Genomic DNA, 18295 nt, shown 5'->3' on the forward strand with positions numbered 1-18295 from the left:
CCGACGCTCCCAGGGAAACCGCCATGCTCGAATTCGTCCAGCTGCACTGCCCCTACTGCGGGGAGTCGTTCGAAACCAGCGTCGATCTTTCCGCCGGTGAGCAGGTCTATGTCGAAGACTGCGCCGTCTGCTGCCGGCCGATCTCGCTACGCCTGCGGGTGGACGCGCAGGGCGAGCTGGAAGCGCTGGAAGCACGTCGCGACCAGGATTGAAAACAAGGCTAAATCCTTTGCTGCATAGGCTTTTTGGCTAGTGGCCGGGCCAGGCGTCGCAGCATAGAATCAGGCAAACAGGGAACTCAGGGGTTCGCTATGTATTCCGTGGATCCGGCGGCGCCCAGAGCAGGGGCGGAACCGCGACTGGTCACGCTGGGCTCGCGCCAGTCGGTGCTGCCGGTACGCGTACGCGGCCTGCTCGAAGGCGTGCTGGGCCTGGTCGGCAACCTGATCGAGCGCTCCCTGGCCGACAGCCTCAACGACTACGAACAGCAGCTGTTCAAGCAGGCCGAGAAAGCACGCAGCAGCAACGAACAGCATGCGGTGTTCGAATCGCTGCGCGAGGTCAAGCGCGGCCGCGCCGATGTGGCGCCGCGTTTTCTGCTGTTCCTGGAGTCGTCCCTCGCCCAGTTCGACGGCAAGCCGGCCGCAACGGCCACGCCGCCGCGGCGCTTCCAGGAACTCGCCCTGGTCGAGACGCGCGACCTGGAGGAAAACATTTCCCTGCAGGAAATCGCCACCAAGGCCGAAATCCGCCACAGCCAGGTGCTGTATACCCTGGGCCACCGCTTCGGCGTCATGGCCGGCGCACCGGCGCTGGATACGGAACACCTGCCGATAGGCCCGCAGCAGATCTGCGCCGCACTGCGCTATTCCACGGCCTGCCTGGGCATTGCGCTGGAACATCGCCTGCTGCTGTACCGCCAGTTCGACCGCCGCACGATGGCCGATATCGGCAATCTCTACGCCTCGATCAACGACTATCTGATCGAGAACCGCATCCTGCCGCACCTGCAGCTGTCGCAGCGCTACGGCAGCAGCGCAGCAATGTCCGCCAAACCGGCGACGCCGTCGACACCAGCCGCGGCCGCGGCCGAAACAAACGCCCCGGCAGCAAACGCCGCCACAGCCGGCACGCAGCCCGGCTCTGCCCATCCGGCTGCGCGCACCGCCGCCAGCCACGAGGACGCGCGCGACTCCGAACTTTTCCACACCTTGCGCGAACTGCTGTCGGGCCGGCGCCAGGCGCAGGGACAGGCAGCAGCAGCGGCGCCGAGCGGCAGGAGCAGCGGAGTCAGCTCGGACTACGTCGCCACTGGCGAAGACATCCAGTCCGTACTGGGCAGCCTGCAGCACCGTCCTGCGGCACCGATGGTTCTCGGCGGCCGCGCAGTCCAGCGCACCATCGGCCACGTCAAGCAAGACCTGTTGCAGCAGCTGCGCCAGTTCACTCCGGACGGCAAGCCACCGCAGCTGAGCGATATCGACGGCGATACGCTGGACCTGGTCGGCATGCTGTTCGACTTCATCGCTAAGGACGTACGCGCGTCCAGCTCGACCCAGTCGCTGCTGACCAAGCTGCAGGTGCCGGTGCTGCGCGTGGCTCTGCGCGACAAGAGTTTCTTCACCCGCCGCGCACATCCGGCACGCCAGCTGCTCAATGCGATCGCCGAGACAGGCCAGTACTGGATCGACGAATCCGAAGGCGAGTCCGATCGCCTGCTGGTAGAAAAGATGCAGCTGGTGGTGGACCGGGTCAGCAACGAGTTCGACGGCCGCGACGAGCTGTTCGACGAACTGCTCAACGATCTGAGCCGGCATATGGGCACGCTGGCGCGCAAGGCCGAAGTGGCCGAACGCCGCCATGTGGACGCGGCCAAAGGCCGCGAGCGCCTGGACATGGCGCGCGAACGCGCCTCCCAGGCCATCGCCGAACGGCTGCAGGACAAGAAGATCAACCGCCTGATCCGCACCATGCTGGAACAGGCCTGGACCGACGTACTCGCGCTGACCATCCTGCGCCAGGGCGAGGAATCCGACGCCTACCGGCGCCATATCGCCGTGGCCGACCAGCTCATTGCCGGCACCGCCGACGCCGACGACGGCAACCTGCGCAATGACATCGAGCAGGGCCTGGCCCAGGTCGGCTTCCATGCGGACGATGCCCAGGGCATGGCGCAGCAGCTGCTCGGCAGCGGCGAGCAGGCCAAGGACGACAGCGCGTCCACGCGTACCGAACTGGCCCTCAAGCTCAAGGCCAAGACTCGCCTGGGCGAGGAACCCGCGGCCAGCGCGCCGGCCAGCGCGTCCGCGGCATCCAGCGCCGGCGCCATGACGGAAGCGGCCAGGCCGAATGCGCCGCAGGCGCTCAATGCGGAAGAACGCCAGACCCTGGAACGCCTGAAGACCGTACCGTTCGGCACCTGGTTCGAATTCGTCACCAACCAGCAGGGCGAGACAGTGCGGCGCAAGCTGTCCTGGTTCTCCACGCTTACCGGCCGCTGCCTGTTCGTCAATCAGCGCGGCGCACGTACCGAGGAACGCACCTTGCAACAACTCGCCCGAGACCTGGTGCGCAAGCAAGTACGCATCGTCACGCAAGAAAAGGAATCGTTGATCGATCGCGCCTGGGGTGCGATCGTCGGAACCCTGAAGCAATTCACCGGTGCGGCACCTGCGCCCCAGCCGGCTGCCTGACGATGAGGGAGTGGCCCATGGTCGAGCACCGTCGCGCACCGCGTCGAAGAGCCGAAGAAGCAATCCCGGTCGTCAACAGCATCACCGGCGAAGTGGCCGGCCATATCGCCAATCTGTCCATCGACGGCATGATGCTGGTCTGCGAGCAGCCCGCACGCGAAGACGCGCTGTACCAGTTCAGCTTCGAGTTGCCGGACGAAAACGGCCAGCCATATCGCTACGAGATCGGCATGCACGAACAATGGACCGAGCAGGCCAATGTGCCGGGCCAGCATTGGGTGGGCCTGCGCTTCATCGACATTGCGCCGGACGACATGCTGCAGCTGCAGGGCTGGCTCGAACGCGGCAAGCACAATTGGATCTAGCGCTGCGCCGGCCGCAATGGATGGCCGTCGCCGTACTCGTCGCGGTGGCGGCAGTGATCGCCTGGCGGCAATGGCAGAGTGGGCACGAATCGCGACCGCACAAGGCCAGTTTCGTCATCTTCGGCGGCCTGACCGAAATCGAAGTGCGTGGCGTATCCGAAGCCGTAGCCAGCCGCGCCTTCGGTGCGATCGGCGAACAGCTGCAGCGCGACCAGCGCGCCTGGCATCCCTGGGAAACCAGCGACCTGATGCGTCTGAACGCCGCGATCGCCCAGGGCGCGGCCTACCAGGCCACACCCGAACTCAGCGGCCTGGTGCGCCGCGCCCAGCAGGGTTTCGCGCTCAGCGACGGGCTGTTCAACGCGGCCATCGGCAAGCTGGTCGGACTGTGGGGCTTCCACACCAGCAACTACCCGATCAAATCCCCGCCGCCACCACAGGCGAACATCGATGCGCTACTGGCCGCGCGACCGCGCATGGACGACCTCACGGTCAGTGCAGAAGGCAGCATCGTCTCGCGCAACCGCGAGGTGCAGCTGGACTTGAATGGCCTGGCCGAAGGCTATGCCGCCGAGCAGATCGCCGGACTGCTGAAACAGCAGGGAATCGCCGACGCATTGATCAATGTCGGCGGCGATGTACTGGCCCTGGGCAACGCCGGTGGCCGCCCCTGGCGCGTCGGCATCAGCTCGCCGCAGCACGCCACCCTGGCCGGGGCCGAACTGCAGGGACACGAAGCCCTGTTTTCGTCGGGCAGCTACAACAAATTCCGCGAGGTGGAAGGCCACCGCTGGGGGCATGTACTCGATCCACGCAGCGGCCAGCCGGCCCAGGGCGTTGCTGCCGTCAGCGTGATTCACGACGACGCGGTAATCGCCGACGTGGCTTCCACCAGCCTGATGATCGCCGGCAGCAGCGCACTGGGCCGGCTGGCGCGAGCGATGGACCTACGCTGCGTGCTGCTCGTTACCGATGACGGCACGGTCTGGATAAGCCCTGCCATGCAGCGCCGCCTGCAGTTCGCCACACCGCCGGCGCGGCTGCAGGTCACCGAAGACCTGGGCGAGAACTGCACCGGCGAAAAAGCGCCGGCACTTCGCTGAAGTGCCGGCGCTTTTATTGGCTCACTCTGCTCAGGCTCAGTAACGCGCCTTGAGGAAAACCGACGGTCCCGACAGGCGCACGTTCAATTCGCCGTCGAAACTGCTCTTGTCGGCCTCGATCTTGATGCGCTGTGCGCCGTATTCCACACCAAAGCCGATATTGCGCCACGGGTAATACTCGAAGCCCAGCGACGCGTTGTAAATATGTCCACTGATGGAACCATTGCTTTTATATACACCGGAAATATCGGCGTACAGGCGCGAGTTCTCGCTGAAGGCATGACGCCAGCCCAGCTCCAGCAGCGGCGCCCAGGCCGAAGCGCTGTCGCTCAGCGTGACATACTGGGTTTCATTGTCGTTGAGCCTGGCATCGCCACTGAGCTTGCCCGCGGCGCGGTAGTAGGCGCCACCCAGGCCTATTCCCCAGACATCGTTGTCGCCGGCGGGAATCCACCAGCGCCAGGCCACGCTGGCGAAATCCAGATCCAGCTCGCCTTTCACATTCGCATTGATGTCGAAAGTGCTGCCGTCGTAGTTGATCGTACGGTTCAGCGACCGGCTGGCATCGCGGTGAAAACGATAGCCGTCGACTTCGATGCCCTGACTATCGCCGACCAGGAAGCCGAAGCGTGCGCGGCCGACGATGCGGTCCTTGGTCAGGCCGAAATCGTCCTCGAAATTCACGTCGCTGCCGATCAGGCCGTTGGCGCCGTTGATGCGTGCGTCCGCATCGCTGTCGGCCTGGTAGGCACCTGCCGAAAAATAGATCCGGTCCAGTGCAATCGGCTTGTCGGCCTGCGCCACTGGCGCGACTGCAAACGCCGCCAGCACTGCTGCCGGCAGATACCGCAAGGTGTTTCTGCTTTTCATGCTTACTCTCCGCACAACGCGTTTATCCATACGGCGTGAGCGCCGCGAGCCACGATTTTTACACGAACGCGGCACATACATTGCCGTATCGTGGCGCGGATCATGTATGCCGGGCGCGTCGAAGCTGTGTGAATTCGGAGAATTCCCATTTGCGCAAGGCCAGCATCAGGCTGAATCCGTCGCGTTGCGCCAGCGGCAGACGTGCATCCTGCCGTGCCAGCTCGTCGAATTCCTGTGCAATTCGCTGCAACACGGCCTTCAGGTGCGTGCGCGAAGGAACCGACAGCATGCCGCTCAGAAAGCGGAATTCATCGCCAATATCGTCGAACGGTGCACGCAGAAACTCGCCCGCGACACGGGCCAGAAAGAACGCGTGCACCGGCCCGTCCTTGCGCCAGGAAAAATTCCGCGCGGTGAGTTTCTTGATACGCCGTGGCGGGCGGTAGTCGACGATACGCAATTCGTCCAGCCGCAGCAGCAAGCTGACCATCTGCGATTCATCGAAGCTGTAGGTGCGTTCGATCTCGGCCAGCTTCCAGTCGTTGACCAGCAGGTAAGTCAGCAACAGCAATTGCGGATCCTGCACCAGGGCACGTTCCTGCGCTTCGCTGAGTTCCTGCAGGCTGGCCTGCGCCGGCATGCCGTCGAGCAGGTCGGACAGGCTCAGCTCCAGCACCTCGCAGATGCGATCCAGCCGGCTCAGGGAAAAATCGCCGCGGCTCAGATCGCGCTTGATCGTCGGCTCGCTCAGTTCCATCAGCTGCGCCAGCTGCTTGTAGGTGATGCCGCGCTGACGCAATACAGCGCGGATATTGTTGACCAGGGTCTGCCCAGCGCTCATGCCTGCTCCGGCGAATTCGCCTTGGATGCGCAAAGCGGCAAGGGTATCTCTGCCTGTGCTGCCAGGCCAGCGACACCGGCACGCAAGCACGCCATCACCGCCGCGTTCCGGCGGAGATGGCGTCGGCTACGGCAACAGTCCGCGCGAGCGAGAGTGTGTCGGCGCGCGCTGGCGTAGTGGCGTCAGCGCTGCTGCCTGCAGGCCGCGTATTCGGAACTGATGATCTTGCCATCGCCGTCGGTGTCGCACGTGGCAACGACACGATTGGCCGGGCCATTGCCGGCCATTTCATCGGCCGAGATATAACCGTCGCGATTGCGATCCAGCGTCGACAGGCTGTCGGCGCGCGACGGCAACAGTTCGCCGCTACCGATCGTACCCGACGGCGGCGTGGGCGCCGTCACGTCCGGCCGGCTGGCCGGATTCGTCGGGTTGTTCGGATTCAAGGCACGGTTGACGTTATTCGGATTGAGCGGGCTGTTGGGACTGGCCGGATTGTTCGGATTGGCCAGGCTGTTCGGATTCGCGGGGTTGTTCGGATTGATCGGGTTGTTCGGATTCGCCGGATTGTTGGGATTCAGCGGACTGTTCGGATCGGTCGGATTCGGGTTCGCGCGGGGAGTTGCCGGTGCGCTGCTCTGCGCCGGATTCGGCGTACTCAATGCCGACGGCGTGGACGGCGGCGTGTTTGTCGGCATCGGTGTCGGCGTAGGCACGTTCGGCGGCGCATTCGTATCGGGCGCGGGAACGGCAGGAGTAGGCGCCGTGGCCAGCGCAGCACCCGGCTGTGCAGATGGCACAGTGGCCGCTGGCGCCGCAGCCGGTGGCGCTTTCGCGCCGCTCGCCGGTGCCGCCCCGCCGGATTGGGCCAGCGCCGTGCCAGCGAACAGCGCCAGCGAAATGGACAAGGTCAACGGAAGAAGACGGCGATGCATGCTCATGGCGGGACTTCCTGTAGGTTCGGACAGAAAAAGCAGGAGCACGGCGTGTGCCACGCCCACCGCTTCCTCTCCTGCGGCGTCGGCACTGGGGTCGCGCCGAGGCAAGTGGATGCGCCGTCGCGGAATTTCGACGCGCGGCGCCGTTGCGCAGGGCGCTGGCCGGAACGGCCGCAGCCCGCGAATTGCAAGAGACGCCGTCGCCGTCGTGCGCATACGACTACCGGCCCCAACCGATGCAACGGGAACTATCTCCACAAAAAAGGCGCGATCGCTCGCGCCCCGGCACTGCCTAATCAATGCGCCTATGCGCGACGACGAGCCTATCGATTCTTGGCCCGGTCCCGATTGTCCGCGTCCTTGTCCGATACACGATTGCGCGACTGCACGCGGTTCTGCTCGTCCTCCTGCGGCTGGCGCGACTGGCTCAGCTTGCGCTCGGCCTCCTTGTCGGCCTGGCGCAGTTTCTCGGCGCTGGCCGGATCGGTCTCGCGCGCAGGTGGCATCTTGTCCGGGTTATTGCCATTAATGGAATTGGGCATTTATCTCTCCTTGGGGTTGAGATGCGCGATTGCGCCGAACAGGCAGCGCAAGCCGCGTGCCAACGCCAGCGGCAAGCGCCTGGCGATTGCCGCTTCGTGAGCGCCAGCGCACTGTCACGCGCTTGTCGAAGACACGCCCCATGAGGTGCGTCAAGAAAATGTGTAGCGACATCGGACAACCGTGAAGAACCGTTACGGCTCCTTAACGGTGTTGGCCGTATATCGTGTCTGCCGCGAATGCGCGGCCGGAGAACCAGCCATGGCTTTGTTGAAATCGATACCCGCTATCGGCCGCGCGCCGCACAGCAATGCGGATCGCATCGATCCCTCGGCGACCTGGGAGCTGAACTACTGGGCCAGCCAATGGGGCGTATCGCCCGACCAGCTGGTGCGCGCCATGGCCGAAGTCGGTACCAACCTGCGTGTCGTACGCCAGCATTGCGCGTTGTCGCGCCAGCTGAAGGCCTGAGCCTTTCCCGCGCGTTTTGCGAATAATTCCAACTGTCTGTCGCAATTGATGCAATACCCCGCCGCTCCGCTTGTCCTCCGCGCGGCGAGATGAGCCAAGGCGGATCGAAACGCAAGGCATAAAGCCAGTCTGGCGCGAACAACAGCAACGGCGTCGGCCGCAGCGGCCCGGTTCGACGCCGCAAGTCCACCGGACAATCGACTCAGCGGCGCACAGACCTCAGCGCACTGGCCAGTACGAACACACCCAGCAGGGCGAGCAAGGCCGCCGCCGCGTTGCCTGGCCACTGCTGCAAGGCAGAACGCTGCAGCATCGCTTCGCTCTGCTGCGCATCGGCAAAGAATGCATCCAGCGCATTGGGTTCGGCGGCAAACAGATCGGCGAAATAACCGGGCTCCACCGCGCCCGAAGCCGTCACGAACGCATAACGGTAGATCGCAATCGTCGTAGTGCCGCTGCGGCCGCCACTGGCAACACCGCGCCGCCGCTCCAGCACAATGACATCGGCGATGGGGCGCGAACGCAGCGGAATGACATCCAGCGCATCGCGTTCAAGCAGGCAATCAATAACCGCCGCCTCGCCTGGCGGATGGCGCTGGCAGGACAGGCGCACGCCGGCATTGAACCAGAGCAAGGCAGCCGCACCCGCGAGGGCAAACAGGCCAATCACGATACGGCTGGTGGTCTTCGACTGTGCCATCTGGCCTTCCTCCCCGCGTAGAGAGCCCGAAAAGTCCGGGCTCGCCATTGCGACTGGACCGTTCCCGCTTTTCGCCACAACACCTTCGTGGCAAAAAGGTCGACCGAGCCTCGGCGCAGCGGCGAAACTCAGCCGGCAGGCCGTAGCAAATTCCACACCTACAGGTTGATCGGCATTGCCGCCTGCGTCAGAACTGGCACTATTGCCGCGACAGTAGCCGCCCCCAATTCCCTGGAGATTCTACGCATGCTAAGCAGAACCACTTTCGCCGCACTGCTTCTGCTCATCGCTGCCGGTTCCGGCACCGCCGTGGCCCAGAGCAGCACGATCGTCGGCAGCGTCGTCGATGCCGTCAACAAGGCCCCGCTCGCCGATGTCGTCGTCAGCGCAGCCAACCCCGCCCTGCAAGCCGAACAGACCGTCGTCACCGACAGCCAGGGCAACTACCGCATCCCGCAGATGCCGCCCGGCAGCTATACCTTGCGCTTCGAAGCGGATGCGTACAAAACCTATACCCGCTCGGACATCCAGCTATCCATCAACCGCACCATCCGGGTGAATGTGGAACTGCTGCCCAACAATTTCCAGGAGCCGGCCGGTCGCCAGTAGACAGCTGGCTGCACCCGCCGCCGCAGTCCGGCGCCGCCGCACAACCTCGACCTCGACCCGGCCCGCTATGCGCTCCACGCCGCGCGCAGGCGAAGCATGCGCAGGTAATGCATCGCATTGCATTGCATTGCAGACCATGCCCCGCCTGGCGCTAACGGTTACGCCGATTGCCGTCATTTGCCCCAGCCCGGTCCCGCCCCTACAATCACGCCCGCGCCGGCTTAGCTCAGTTGGTAGAGCAACTGATTTGTAATCAGTAGGTCACGGGTTCGACTCCTGTAGCCGGCACCATCAGTAAGTCCGGCACTGCCCGGCAACGTCCCGAAAGCCGCATCAGACCTCACTCTCCGCCCGTCTCATGGTCCGCTGGCGTCCACCGCCAACCGGGGGTAACCGGCAAATTGTGGGGGTAACTTTGGGGGCAGCATGGCGACTCCTCCGGGAGTTACCCCCAAATGCCGCTGACCGATACCGAGGCGCGAAAAACACCACCCGAAGGCCGGCCGCTGAAGCTATTCGATGGCGGTGGCCTGTACCTGCTGATCAAGCCGAACGGCTCGCGCTGGTGGCGCCTGAAGTACCGCGTCGCGGGCAAGGAGAAGCTGCTCAGCCTGGGCGTCCATCCCGAGGTGACGCTGAAAGCCGCCCGCGCGCGCCGCGACGAACTCCGCAAGCAGATGAAGGCCGGCCTAGATCCAGGCCAGCAGCGCCGCGCAGAGAAGCACTACCAGGCCATCGCGACGGCCAACACCTTCGAAGCCATCGCCAACGAGTGGCTGGCCCTGCAGAAGAAGCGACTTACGCCGGCGAACTACAGCAAGAACTGCTGGATGCTCGACTCGTACTTGGTGCCGGCATTCGGCCGCGAAGCAATCGGCGACATCACCGCGCCGCAGATCCTGGCCATGCTGCGCCTGATTGAAACCAAGGGTGTGCACGAAACCGCGCATCGCTGCCGCTCGCTGTGTAGCCGGGTGTTCCGCTACGCCATATCCACCGGCCGAGTAGAAGGCGATTCAGGCACCGATCTGCGCGGCGCGTTGGCGCCCGCGGTATCCACGCCGCGGGCGGCCATCACCGACCCCGAAAGCATTGGCGGGCTGCTGCGTGCCATCGAAGGCTACACCGGCCACTTCCCTACCCTCTACGCGCTCAAGCTCGCGCCGCGGGTCTTCACCCGGCCGGGAGAACTGCGCGCTGCGGAATGGGCCAAGATCGACCTGGACGCGGCAGAGTGGATCATCCCCGCCGCGCGCATGAAGATGCGGGCCGAGCACATCGTGCCGCTGTCGACCCGGGCTGTAGAGATCCTGCGGGCAGCCCACAAGGTCAGCGGCATTGGGCGCTTCGTCTTCCCCGGCGTTCGCTCCCGCGCCAGGCCGCTGTCCGACAACACCATCAACGCCGCCCTGCGCCGGCTCGGCTACGCGATTGAAGAGATGACCGGCCAACGTCGACGCGAGGAAGCGCAGCAGAAGCGCAGCAGAAGCGCGAGCAGCAACAGAGCAGCCGCGGTGGGGGCTCTGGCGGTGGCGCAGGTGTTTCGTCCCGCATCCAGATCGAGGTAACGGGCCGCGCGATCGACACCGACGCGCTGACCAAGGATAGTCAGGCGCTCGGCAAGCTGGTCAGGGCGATTGCCCCCCTGAACCGCCGCCCGATCCCGCAACGTCGCGCAAATGGTCAACGTTGACCATTTGCCCGCCGGCCCGATCAAGGTGCAGCGTTGCACCTTTTCTCCGGCCGTGAGTGCTCACGTGAGCACTCAACCGGTACATCCGTTCAAGCGGCAACGTTGCCACTTGAAACTTTAGTCAGTCGAGCTGCGCTAGGACCGTCGGCAATCTCACTACGCAATTCTGCGCAGCGAGACGGGCCAGTATCGAACTACGCGATATCCGGGCAGTTTCCAGCGGCCGACCAATGCGGAGGAATCTGGTATTTGCACGATTTGTCAATTCAGCCGGCCAGGCGCTGGCGCTGGGCCGCCCCTGGGAGGATGATGGCTCAGCCCACAGGGGGGTGAGTCATGAACAGTCGATTTGTTGTGCAGGTTTGTCAGTTGGATCCGCTTTGGCGAGTCACCGTCCGAGACAGCGGTAGGCAAGCGCCCGTGTATTGCCGGGACTACCCTTGCAAGGATGAGGCAGTGTCCTATGCCAGGGGCCGTGCCCTGCAGCTGCTCGCAACCACAGAGGAGGCCGTGTCGGTGGTGCTGCTGTCAGCCGGAGTGGAAACGGTGTTGTGGAATAGCTCTGGCGAACTGCGGATGCTCGCTTTGGCGGGATATCCGGAATCCTTGCTTTGGTCGGCCGCTCCTCAGATCTGAGGAATCGATCTATCGGAAACCCGGTAGATCGCAGACCGGCGTGGCTGGCAGGTGCCATTCCCTGCATCGCCGGCATGCTTCCCGATTCCGGCATCATCTCGACAGGTTTTCAATAGAAACACAAAGTCCATCTTTCGCATGATGAACTCAATTATTTATGAGTCACGGCGTGCGCAGCGCCGGATCAGGCTACTCGAAGCCGTGGTCGAGCAGGAGATTTCCGTCCGCTCGTAGGCGCCGATGTCGCAGCGCGGGCCGCTCGGTCGGGCGGAGCCACGCTGGTCGGTGCCGGTGCAGCTCGCAGCGTTGACGATCACCTGGTCGATCGCGGGGCTGCCGGCCCGCAACGCCATCGTCTTCGTCGGCCCACCGTTGTTGGCCAACGCCTCCAGTAGCGGATCGAGACCGATGCGGTCGAAAATCTCGGCCGAGGCGGGAAAGCACGAGCCGTCGCTCACGATGTTGTCGCCGCTGGAGGTCACCGCGCCGGAACAACTCTGCAGGATGGATCGGCTGACGACGAACCCGCGGCCACCCTTGATACTGTCGCCACCGAGCTGCGAGAAATTTTCGCGGAAAGTGCTGCTGGTCAGTGTCCCGTGGCCAGCCAGGAGGGTTCCCCCGTAGCCGCGCGCGTAATTGCCGGTGAATGTGGACTTCTCGATGACCAGCGCGCCTGGGCTGCAGATGGCGCCGCCTTGACTGCTGTTGGTGCCGATGCTCCTGTTGTCGGAGAACGTGCTGTTGCGAATCGTCATGCTGCCGTCGTTGTAGATCGCGCCGCAGCCATCGCTCGACTCATTGCCGGCGAAGGTGGAGTTGCTGATGGTCGACGTACCGTTGACGACGTAGATCGCACTACCGTAGTCAGTGGTCGAGAGATTGGTGGTCAGATTGCCGGAGAACGCGCAGTCCTCGACCGTGAGATTGCCCCATACAAGCAAGGCTCGTTCGATATTGTCGACGATGCGCAGTGCCTCAGCGTCAAGGATTGCGTGCTGCTCGGCACATAGATGGCGCCAGAACCCCCACGCCGGATCGTCACGCCGCTGATCGTCAGCGAGGCCGAGAAATGGGTCTGGAACAGGGGACTGCCGGCGTTGTTGCCGTCGAAGGTCAGCTTGTCGGCGCCCGGCCCGTCGATGGCCGGATTCTTCGTGATGTAGAGCGGCGCCTGGAGAATCGCAATCATGGCCGGCCAGGCGAGATTGAAGTTGATCGTGTCACCGGCCACGGCGGAAGACACCGCCTGGCGAAACGAACCCGGGCCGCTATCCGCGTTTGTCGTGACCGTAATCGTGGCCGCCCATGCCGGAGCACTCGCGCCGCCCGCCAGCAGCAGGTTGATCGCTACGGCGCAGCATCGGCCAAGAAGTGGTTTCATCGCGATTTCCTCGTCGTTCGTCCAGGCAGCCCGGCGCTGGACGCGCATGGACTTGATGACTCAAACGACGAAGCCGCGACAGCACTGCCATCGGATTTTCCGAGGGCGGGCCCTGGCCGATGCTCGATGGCGACCTAGTCGAAACCGTAGCGGAAAAGCAGATCGGAATCCGAAAGGCAGTACAACGCCTGGAGCAAGCTACAGCCGACCGAGTCGAGATAGGACCTGGGCCAGCGTGGACCATTGGCTTCCGGCAGACTCGTCCAGCCAGCTCCTGACGATGCGTTCCAGCCGCTGCAATTCACACCGAAACTGCCGTTGTTGTCCACGCCGGTCCATGCGTAGTTCACGAATGAATTCCTGTACAGGCCGGTCTCAGTCAGGTTCAGCGGGGCACGTACGAAGCCCGAGCTGATCTGCGCGAAGTCGTCGGCGAACCTGACGCCGTCGAGCCGGAACCAGGGACCGTCGTTCTGGAAGCGCGCCGCGGGATTCGAGCCGGCTGCGATATACGCCTTGTAGCTCTGTGGCTCGTACAGATTCGCGGCCTGCGCAGAGTTTCGGCAGATCGCATCGGCCGCAGCGAGGCCGGAATTCCCGCCAGCCAGCGGCGACGTCCCCAGGTTGCCGGTGGATAGCTCCCGGGTAATGAACGCCTGCTTCCCGCCACTCGGCGGCAAGGACAGTGCAGGTCCCGCACCTTTCTGCATGCAGGCCAGGCGACCGCTGTTGCAGAAGGCCCTGCCGGCAACTTGGGTCCATCCCGGATACGTCTGGGACGTGCTGCCGACTCTCACATCGTCATCGATGAGCCAGTTGCCGCAATGCAGATCGGTCACGGTGCCGTCGGGCGTGGTCCCCGTATAGAGGCGCTGGTTGTTTACCGTGGCGCCGAACTCGTCGAGGCTCAACGGCATGTAGACGTCTCCTTCGATCGCGCGTTCGATCACCGCCATGAACGGCGTGCCGTCGACGCGCTGCCACGGCCCGGCGCCCGCCGGCAACGTGGCCTGCCCGCACAAGTTGGCCTTGGTGCCGTTGAAGCCGTGTATGCGGCAGTAGGCGTCGTTCGTCGAATCCGACAGCCAGGCCACGTAATCGCCCGGATTGGGCAGATTCGCGGCAGTTGCCCGCGCCACGCAGATGGCATCGCCCGCGGCCAGCCCCACGTTGCCGCCCGCATCGGCCCAGTTGCCCAATATCCCGCTGTCGGCGATGGATGTGACGAACGCCTGCTTGGCCGCCAAGGCTGGCGCGCTTGCACTGGCGGCCAGGAGGATGGCGCTGGCGATGCCGAACCGGCGCCCGCGCTTGATCAGTAGATTCATGTCTCGCCCTTCGATTGATTATTGCGATAAAGCACAGCGTGCGCGGGCCAGCCTGCGCACGTGCAAGGCTGTCGACGGAACGCGCAGGCCCGTTCGCTGACCCGAGTCGGGCGCAGAACGCCTCTTGTATTAACTAAACGACGAACGCGCGGCAGTTCTGCCATGGCGTGCTGTTTCTGCACTCGATCGCCGAGGGGCGAACACTTCGGTCACGCCCGGGGCCGGGCCGAAACGGGGATTGCCGTGCCGCTGCTGGGCTGGGCTTTCATCGCCCCGTCGCAAGGAGGGTAGCGTTTTTGCGCCATCTCACGGTGAGACCCAGAGGCGGAGCCCGGCCAGTCCGAGACCTGAAGGCCGAGGCGCTTCACCCGCTTGCGCATTCGTGAGTGGTTGATGCATGCCTTTGCGCCAGGCCGAAGGTCGAATCGAAAGTCCAGGTTGCTCGACATCGGCAAGCCAGCAAGGCGGGTGGCATTTCACCCATTCCGCGCGATCGACCGGGCCCGGCGTCCTTTGGGGCATAGACCATGAGTGATCGCATGCTGGCGTATGCACGCTTCGTGCGCGTGTTGCTGGGTGTCTGCCTTGTTCAGCGGGCTTATGCGCGGGCCGGCGACGGGTTTGCGCCGAATGCGAACGCGCCTGTCGTCACGCTAGCCGTGCAACCCGACGGCAAGCTGGTGGCAGGCGGCCAGTTCACACAGTCTGCCTGGTGCGATGGAACGGCGACGGCAGCCTGCATTCCGCAGTGGATGTACAGCAAAGCGCGCCGGTGAGCGGGCGGGCCGACGGCAAAAGGTGATGACGACCAAAGTACTGCCACCCCGCTTCGTCGAACACATCCTGCTGTTCGATCCGCCGCAACCGGCACTGCAGTCGCTCTCCGCGATTCGCTCTCGACAGCAGCTGACATCGTCACCGCAACCTGATCGCTGCGTTGCGGGGCTGGCGCCGCGTCAGACAAGCCCCTAAAGCTGTCGCAAGACGGCTTTGGCGATATGGCGTTGCGGCCCTGCTACGAATTGCGCGTAGCGGGAAGCGGAAGCGGCGCGAACCAGGGTCTGGCGTTGACTGTACTGCTGTGATGCCGCCACTGTTCGCCGTCAACCGGCAGGGCGTTCCTCCATGAAAACCTTCCTTACCTCATTGCTCCTCGGTTTCCTTCTCGTCTGCGGAACCAGCGCGCTCGCGGTCCGCCACGACACCGAGCAGAAGAAGATCGACTACCTGATTACCTCGATCCAGGCGCTCGACGGTGCAACATTCATCCGCAATGGCAGCGAGCACACGGCAGTCAAAGCAGCCGAGCACCTGCGCAGAAAACTGGGCAATGCAGGGGACAGGATCCAGACTGCCGGGCAGTTCATCGATGAGCTGGGCACGCAGTCATCGATGTCAGGGGAGAAATACCGCATCCGGCTCAAGGATGGCCGCGTGCTCGAATCCGCGCAGTTCCTGCGCGAAAAGCTGGCGCAGTACCGTCCCGAGTAGCCCACAAGCCTGGCATTGGACGCTTCGGCAGAGCACGTCGCCCGTGCCGGGTGCTTCATCGCCGGACCTTGCGCAGTGCCGGCGTCGTGGGCGCAGGCGCGCAGTCGAAGCTCGTCGACTTGAATGCGGTTATCCATCGCGTCTGGCGCCGGCAGATGCCGGCGCCAGTAACAGTGCCTGTATCCGGCCCATTGCCTGGGCCGCTGCCGGCAGTGCCTACATCACCCGGTTGCCGCTGCCTTCGTCGACGAGCGTGGGCTTGTTGTCACTATTGACCGTGTTGTTCTTGCCACGGAAATGCACACGGCCGTATTGCGTGCCCAGCAGCATATTGCCGTCGCCGGCGACGACGGCCTCGTCGACTTCGGTCATGTTCAGCGTGTTGCGCGAGCCCTCGACGTTCAGCGTACCGACCTTCTGGTTCAGCAGCGTCACGCCGCTGCCGGTCACGCTGACGCTCTTCGCTTCTTCGACATTGAGCGAGCCGTTCGAACCGCGAATGGTGACCGCACCGCAGCTGCCTTCGAGGACGATGCTGAAATCGCTGCGTGTGATAACGACGTCCTGGCCATCGGTACAGCTTGCGCCGCTGGCGGGATCGGTGAGCACACCGGCCTGGGCCGGCAGGACAGACACGGCGAGGACGCCGGCAACACACAGGGCAAGCAAACGGAGTCGAATCATGAGTCGGCATCGTGTTGTCAGGGGGCCGGCAGCATAGATGCAGCCGCATCGGGAAAACCGTAAAGCGGATCGCAGCATGGCGATTTCACGAGGGCGGATGGAAGGTTCTGGGCTACTTCCTCGTCAAATCCATCAAGCTCTGGCATCGGTGCAGATGCGCCGGCGCCGCCTCGCACAACCCGGCACGAAGCGACGGCGCACTCCACTTTCAGCCACTTTTCCACTCTGCCACTATTTCGCCGCAAACAGGTGTGGAAAGCGCCGCGGCTGCGAACGCAGATACTGGTCGGCTGCCTTCACTGTAGCGCCCAGATGTGCTGCCGCATGCCAGGGCCAGCGCGGGTTGTACAGCATGCCCCTGGCCAGCGCGACGAGATCGGCGTCGCCGGTGGCAACGATCGCCTCGGCATGGTCGTACTCGGTGATCATGCCGACAGCGACGACGGGAATGGATACTTTCTCCTTGACCGCGCGCGCCAGCGGAACCTGGTAGCCGGGCCCGACCGGAATGACCTGAGCGGGATGCACGCCGCCGCTGGATACATGAATCGCCTGGCAGCCGCGCTGTTCCAGCGCCTGGGCGAAGACGACGGTATCGGCGATGCTCCAGCCGCCGTCGATCCAATCGGTACCGGATACGCGCACGGTGACCGCGCGCTGCGCCGGAAATGCCGCGCGCACTGCATCGAATACTTCCAGCGGGAAACGCATGCGGTTTTCCAGGCTGCCGCCGAATTCGTCGCTGCGCGCATTGGCCAGCGGCGAAAGGAACTGGTGCAGAAGATAGCCATGCGCGGCATGGATCTGCACCGCATCCAGGCCCAGCCGCGCTGCGCGCCGCGCGGCCGCGGCGAACGCATCGCGCACCTCCTTCATGCCCTGCCGATCCAGCGCCTGCGGCAGGCTGTGCTGGGGAGAAAACGGCAGCGCAGAAGGCGCGACAGTCTGCCAGCCATTGGCGTCACCCGGTGCGAACTGTGCGCCGCCGCGCCAGGGCAGATCGGTCGAAGCCTTTCTTCCCGCATGGGCCAGCTGAATGGCGATGGGCATGTCCGAACAATGGCGCACTCGCGCCAGCGTCGCCGCCATGCCTGCCTCGGTCGCATCGTCCCAGAGACCGACGTCGGCGTAGGAAATGCGTCCTTGCGGCAGCACGGCAGTCGCTTCGATCGTCAGCAGGGCCGCACCGGACAAGGCCAGCTGACCCAGATGAATGGCATGCCAGTCGGTCATGCAGCCGTCCTGGGCGGAGTACTGGCACATCGGCGCAATCACGATGCGATTGGCCAGTGTGAGTGAACCCACGGTCAAGGGTTCGAACAGTTTGGGCGTAGGCATGGGTTTTTCTCGCCGGAGGGCTGGGTGACGCGAAACGCGCTGCAGCAGGCTATGTAGTCTTTGGCAGCCGCGCACACAAGACGTCCGCCCGGCTGCGCGGCCAGGATACCCGTCAGTCGGAAGACACCGCACCGACATCCGCCGATGCAGTGGCACACCGGTTCAGTCGAAACTGTCGCCGAATACCGTGTCGAACGGGGTATTGATCAGCGCGAAGCAGGTGCCGATCGGCGAGGTATTACCGGCAGCAGCGGTAGCCGCAAGGCCGATCACCAGACTATTGGCAATGCTCGGCAGCACCACGTTGACCTTCAGCGTACGGGCGGCGGCCGGCAAGGTGACTTGCACGGTACCGATGAAGGACTGGGCGTGGGGACGCCCACCTGCCGGACCTACGTCGTCGCAGCCGGGCGAACAATACGCATCCATACGAAACATGCCCGGTGCAGTATCGAGCGTTGCGTTTACCGTAGCGCTGACATCGGTAGCCGGACGTGCCGCCACTGACGCCCATATCAGCGTGCTTATCGTGGGGAAGTTCTGCAGGTGGCTGGCGCTGTCGTCGCCATCGCCCGCATCGTTGGGTAGCAGGCACATCGTGCGCGAAGGTG

20 protein-coding genes and 1 tRNA gene are annotated in these 18295 nt (G+C 64.2%); 10 read left to right on the forward strand and 11 right to left on the reverse strand.

The window, feature by feature from the left end:
• The first annotated feature begins 23 nt into the window (after nucleotides 1-23).
• From DFR29_RS16980 to DFR29_RS16995, 4 genes are all read left to right on the forward strand, one after another.
• Nucleotides 24-212: a CPXCG motif-containing cysteine-rich protein gene (locus DFR29_RS16980; RefSeq protein ID WP_133819803.1), complete on the forward strand. Its 189-nt coding sequence runs from the start codon at nucleotides 24-26 to the stop codon at nucleotides 210-212.
• A gap of 99 nt (nucleotides 213-311) precedes the next feature.
• Nucleotides 312-2693: a DUF1631 domain-containing protein gene (locus DFR29_RS16985; protein WP_133819804.1), complete on the forward strand. Its 2382-nt coding sequence runs from the start codon at nucleotides 312-314 to the stop codon at nucleotides 2691-2693.
• A 17-nt stretch (nucleotides 2694-2710) separates the two neighbouring features.
• Nucleotides 2711-3058: a PilZ domain-containing protein gene (locus DFR29_RS16990; protein ID WP_166654153.1), complete on the forward strand. Its 348-nt coding sequence runs from the start codon at nucleotides 2711-2713 to the stop codon at nucleotides 3056-3058.
• Nucleotides 3049-4161: an FAD:protein FMN transferase gene (locus DFR29_RS16995; protein WP_166654154.1), complete on the forward strand. Its 1113-nt coding sequence runs from the start codon at nucleotides 3049-3051 to the stop codon at nucleotides 4159-4161. The genes DFR29_RS16990 and DFR29_RS16995 overlap by 10 nt, the downstream gene beginning before the upstream one ends.
• A 36-nt stretch (nucleotides 4162-4197) precedes the next feature.
• Here DFR29_RS16995 and DFR29_RS17000 read toward each other — a convergent pair whose 3' ends face one another.
• The 4 genes from DFR29_RS17000 to DFR29_RS17015 form a co-directional block, all read right to left on the reverse strand.
• Complete coding sequence (locus DFR29_RS17000; RefSeq protein ID WP_133819807.1) at nucleotides 4198-5031, reverse strand: hypothetical protein; 834 nt, start codon at nucleotides 5029-5031, stop codon at nucleotides 4198-4200.
• Nucleotides 5032-5131: 100 nt separating this feature from the next.
• The gene (locus DFR29_RS17005) at nucleotides 5132-5872 is read right to left on the reverse strand and encodes a helix-turn-helix domain-containing protein (protein ID WP_133819808.1); all 741 of its coding nucleotides are present in this window, start codon (nucleotides 5870-5872) and stop codon (nucleotides 5132-5134) included.
• A gap of 182 nt (nucleotides 5873-6054) precedes the next feature.
• On the reverse strand, nucleotides 6055-6813 hold the full coding sequence (locus DFR29_RS29685; RefSeq protein ID WP_208113624.1) for an EF-hand domain-containing protein: 759 nt from the start codon (nucleotides 6811-6813) through the stop codon (nucleotides 6055-6057).
• Nucleotides 6814-7133: 320 nt separating this feature from the next.
• A complete protein-coding gene (locus tag DFR29_RS17015; protein WP_133819809.1) occupies nucleotides 7134-7352 on the reverse strand; it encodes a hypothetical protein in 219 nt (72 codons plus the stop codon).
• Between the two features lie 259 nt (nucleotides 7353-7611).
• Here DFR29_RS17015 and DFR29_RS17020 point away from each other — a divergent pair, with 259 nt between their 5' ends.
• Entirely contained in the window at nucleotides 7612-7821 is a 210-nt protein-coding gene (locus DFR29_RS17020; RefSeq protein WP_133819810.1) for a DUF3606 domain-containing protein, read from the forward strand.
• 202 nt (nucleotides 7822-8023) lie between these two features.
• Here DFR29_RS17020 and DFR29_RS17025 read toward each other — a convergent pair whose 3' ends face one another.
• Entirely contained in the window at nucleotides 8024-8521 is a 498-nt protein-coding gene (locus tag DFR29_RS17025; protein WP_133819811.1) for a hypothetical protein, read from the reverse strand.
• Nucleotides 8522-8767: 246 nt separating this feature from the next.
• Between DFR29_RS17025 and DFR29_RS17030 the strand changes: the two genes are divergently transcribed.
• From DFR29_RS17030 to DFR29_RS17040, 3 genes are all read left to right on the forward strand, one after another.
• Entirely contained in the window at nucleotides 8768-9130 is a 363-nt protein-coding gene (locus DFR29_RS17030) for a carboxypeptidase-like regulatory domain-containing protein (protein WP_133819812.1), read from the forward strand.
• Between the two features lie 215 nt (nucleotides 9131-9345).
• Nucleotides 9346-9421 (forward strand) — tRNA-Thr (locus DFR29_RS17035).
• 164 nt (nucleotides 9422-9585) lie between these two features.
• The gene (locus DFR29_RS17040; protein WP_133819813.1) at nucleotides 9586-10698 is read left to right on the forward strand and encodes a tyrosine-type recombinase/integrase; all 1113 of its coding nucleotides are present in this window, start codon (nucleotides 9586-9588) and stop codon (nucleotides 10696-10698) included.
• A gap of 916 nt (nucleotides 10699-11614) precedes the next feature.
• Here the strand turns inward: DFR29_RS17040 and DFR29_RS17045 are convergent.
• The 3 genes from DFR29_RS17045 to DFR29_RS17055 all read right to left on the reverse strand — a co-directional run bounded on the left by DFR29_RS17045 (nucleotide 11615) and on the right by DFR29_RS17055 (nucleotide 14171).
• Nucleotides 11615-12403, reverse strand: a complete 789-nt coding sequence (locus DFR29_RS17045; RefSeq protein WP_133819814.1) for a choice-of-anchor Q domain-containing protein — start codon at nucleotides 12401-12403, stop codon at nucleotides 11615-11617.
• A complete protein-coding gene (locus DFR29_RS17050) occupies nucleotides 12349-12843 on the reverse strand; it encodes a right-handed parallel beta-helix repeat-containing protein (protein WP_133819815.1) in 495 nt (164 codons plus the stop codon). The genes DFR29_RS17045 and DFR29_RS17050 overlap by 55 nt, the downstream gene beginning before the upstream one ends.
• 134 nt (nucleotides 12844-12977) lie before the next feature.
• Nucleotides 12978-14171, reverse strand: a complete 1194-nt coding sequence (locus DFR29_RS17055; protein ID WP_166654155.1) for a hypothetical protein — start codon at nucleotides 14169-14171, stop codon at nucleotides 12978-12980.
• A 527-nt stretch (nucleotides 14172-14698) separates the two neighbouring features.
• Here DFR29_RS17055 and DFR29_RS17060 point away from each other — a divergent pair.
• A complete protein-coding gene (locus DFR29_RS17060; protein WP_133819817.1) occupies nucleotides 14699-14947 on the forward strand; it encodes a hypothetical protein in 249 nt (82 codons plus the stop codon).
• A 349-nt stretch (nucleotides 14948-15296) separates the two neighbouring features.
• Nucleotides 15297-15662, forward strand: a complete 366-nt coding sequence (locus DFR29_RS17065; protein ID WP_133819818.1) for a DUF5329 family protein — start codon at nucleotides 15297-15299, stop codon at nucleotides 15660-15662.
• A gap of 216 nt (nucleotides 15663-15878) precedes the next feature.
• Here the strand turns inward: DFR29_RS17065 and DFR29_RS17070 are convergent, their stop codons facing one another.
• The 3 genes from DFR29_RS17070 to DFR29_RS17080 all read right to left on the reverse strand — a co-directional run bounded on the left by DFR29_RS17070 (nucleotide 15879) and on the right by DFR29_RS17080 (nucleotide 18281).
• Nucleotides 15879-16346 (reverse strand): CD15/CS22/SEF14 family fimbrial major subunit, encoded by a 468-nt coding sequence (locus DFR29_RS17070; protein WP_166654156.1) that lies wholly within the window; start codon nucleotides 16344-16346, stop codon nucleotides 15879-15881.
• A gap of 231 nt (nucleotides 16347-16577) precedes the next feature.
• Complete coding sequence (locus DFR29_RS17075; protein WP_133819820.1) at nucleotides 16578-17684, reverse strand: NADH:flavin oxidoreductase/NADH oxidase; 1107 nt, start codon at nucleotides 17682-17684, stop codon at nucleotides 16578-16580.
• A 162-nt stretch (nucleotides 17685-17846) separates the two neighbouring features.
• On the reverse strand, nucleotides 17847-18281 hold the full coding sequence (locus DFR29_RS17080; protein WP_133819821.1) for a hypothetical protein: 435 nt from the start codon (nucleotides 18279-18281) through the stop codon (nucleotides 17847-17849).
• Nucleotides 18282-18295 lie beyond the last annotated feature (14 nt).

Source organism: Tahibacter aquaticus, assembly GCF_004363655.1.
GTDB classification, from domain to species: Bacteria; Pseudomonadota; Gammaproteobacteria; order Xanthomonadales; family Rhodanobacteraceae; genus Tahibacter; species Tahibacter aquaticus.

Excerpts from the sequence above, each read along its gene's own strand:
- DFR29_RS16980 (WP_133819803.1), top strand. The coding sequence starts at position 24 with ATGCTCGAATTCGTCCAGCTGCACTGCCCCTACTGCGGGGAGTCGTTC.
- DFR29_RS16985 (WP_133819804.1), top strand. The coding sequence starts at position 312 with ATGTATTCCGTGGATCCGGCGGCGCCCAGAGCAGGGGCGGAACCGCGA.
- DFR29_RS16990 (WP_166654153.1), top strand. The coding sequence starts at position 2,711 with ATGGTCGAGCACCGTCGCGCACCGCGTCGAAGAGCCGAAGAAGCAATC.
- DFR29_RS17000 (WP_133819807.1), bottom strand. The coding sequence starts at position 5,031 with ATGAAAAGCAGAAACACCTTGCGGTATCTGCCGGCAGCAGTGCTGGCG.
- DFR29_RS17005 (WP_133819808.1), bottom strand. The coding sequence starts at position 5,872 with ATGAGCGCTGGGCAGACCCTGGTCAACAATATCCGCGCTGTATTGCGT.
- DFR29_RS29685 (WP_208113624.1), bottom strand. The coding sequence starts at position 6,813 with ATGAGCATGCATCGCCGTCTTCTTCCGTTGACCTTGTCCATTTCGCTG.
- DFR29_RS17015 (WP_133819809.1), bottom strand. The coding sequence starts at position 7,352 with ATGCCCAATTCCATTAATGGCAATAACCCGGACAAGATGCCACCTGCG.
- DFR29_RS17020 (WP_133819810.1), top strand. The coding sequence starts at position 7,612 with ATGGCTTTGTTGAAATCGATACCCGCTATCGGCCGCGCGCCGCACAGC.
- DFR29_RS17025 (WP_133819811.1), bottom strand. The coding sequence starts at position 8,521 with ATGGCACAGTCGAAGACCACCAGCCGTATCGTGATTGGCCTGTTTGCC.
- DFR29_RS17030 (WP_133819812.1), top strand. The coding sequence starts at position 8,768 with ATGCTAAGCAGAACCACTTTCGCCGCACTGCTTCTGCTCATCGCTGCC.
- DFR29_RS17040 (WP_133819813.1), top strand. The coding sequence starts at position 9,586 with ATGCCGCTGACCGATACCGAGGCGCGAAAAACACCACCCGAAGGCCGG.
- DFR29_RS17050 (WP_133819815.1), bottom strand. The coding sequence starts at position 12,843 with ATGAAACCACTTCTTGGCCGATGCTGCGCCGTAGCGATCAACCTGCTG.
- DFR29_RS17055 (WP_166654155.1), bottom strand. The coding sequence starts at position 14,171 with ATGAATCTACTGATCAAGCGCGGGCGCCGGTTCGGCATCGCCAGCGCC.
- DFR29_RS17060 (WP_133819817.1), top strand. The coding sequence starts at position 14,699 with ATGAGTGATCGCATGCTGGCGTATGCACGCTTCGTGCGCGTGTTGCTG.
- DFR29_RS17065 (WP_133819818.1), top strand. The coding sequence starts at position 15,297 with ATGAAAACCTTCCTTACCTCATTGCTCCTCGGTTTCCTTCTCGTCTGC.
- DFR29_RS17070 (WP_166654156.1), bottom strand. The coding sequence starts at position 16,346 with ATGATTCGACTCCGTTTGCTTGCCCTGTGTGTTGCCGGCGTCCTCGCC.
- DFR29_RS17075 (WP_133819820.1), bottom strand. The coding sequence starts at position 17,684 with ATGCCTACGCCCAAACTGTTCGAACCCTTGACCGTGGGTTCACTCACA.
- DFR29_RS17080 (WP_133819821.1), bottom strand. The coding sequence starts at position 18,281 with ATGTGCCTGCTACCCAACGATGCGGGCGATGGCGACGACAGCGCCAGC.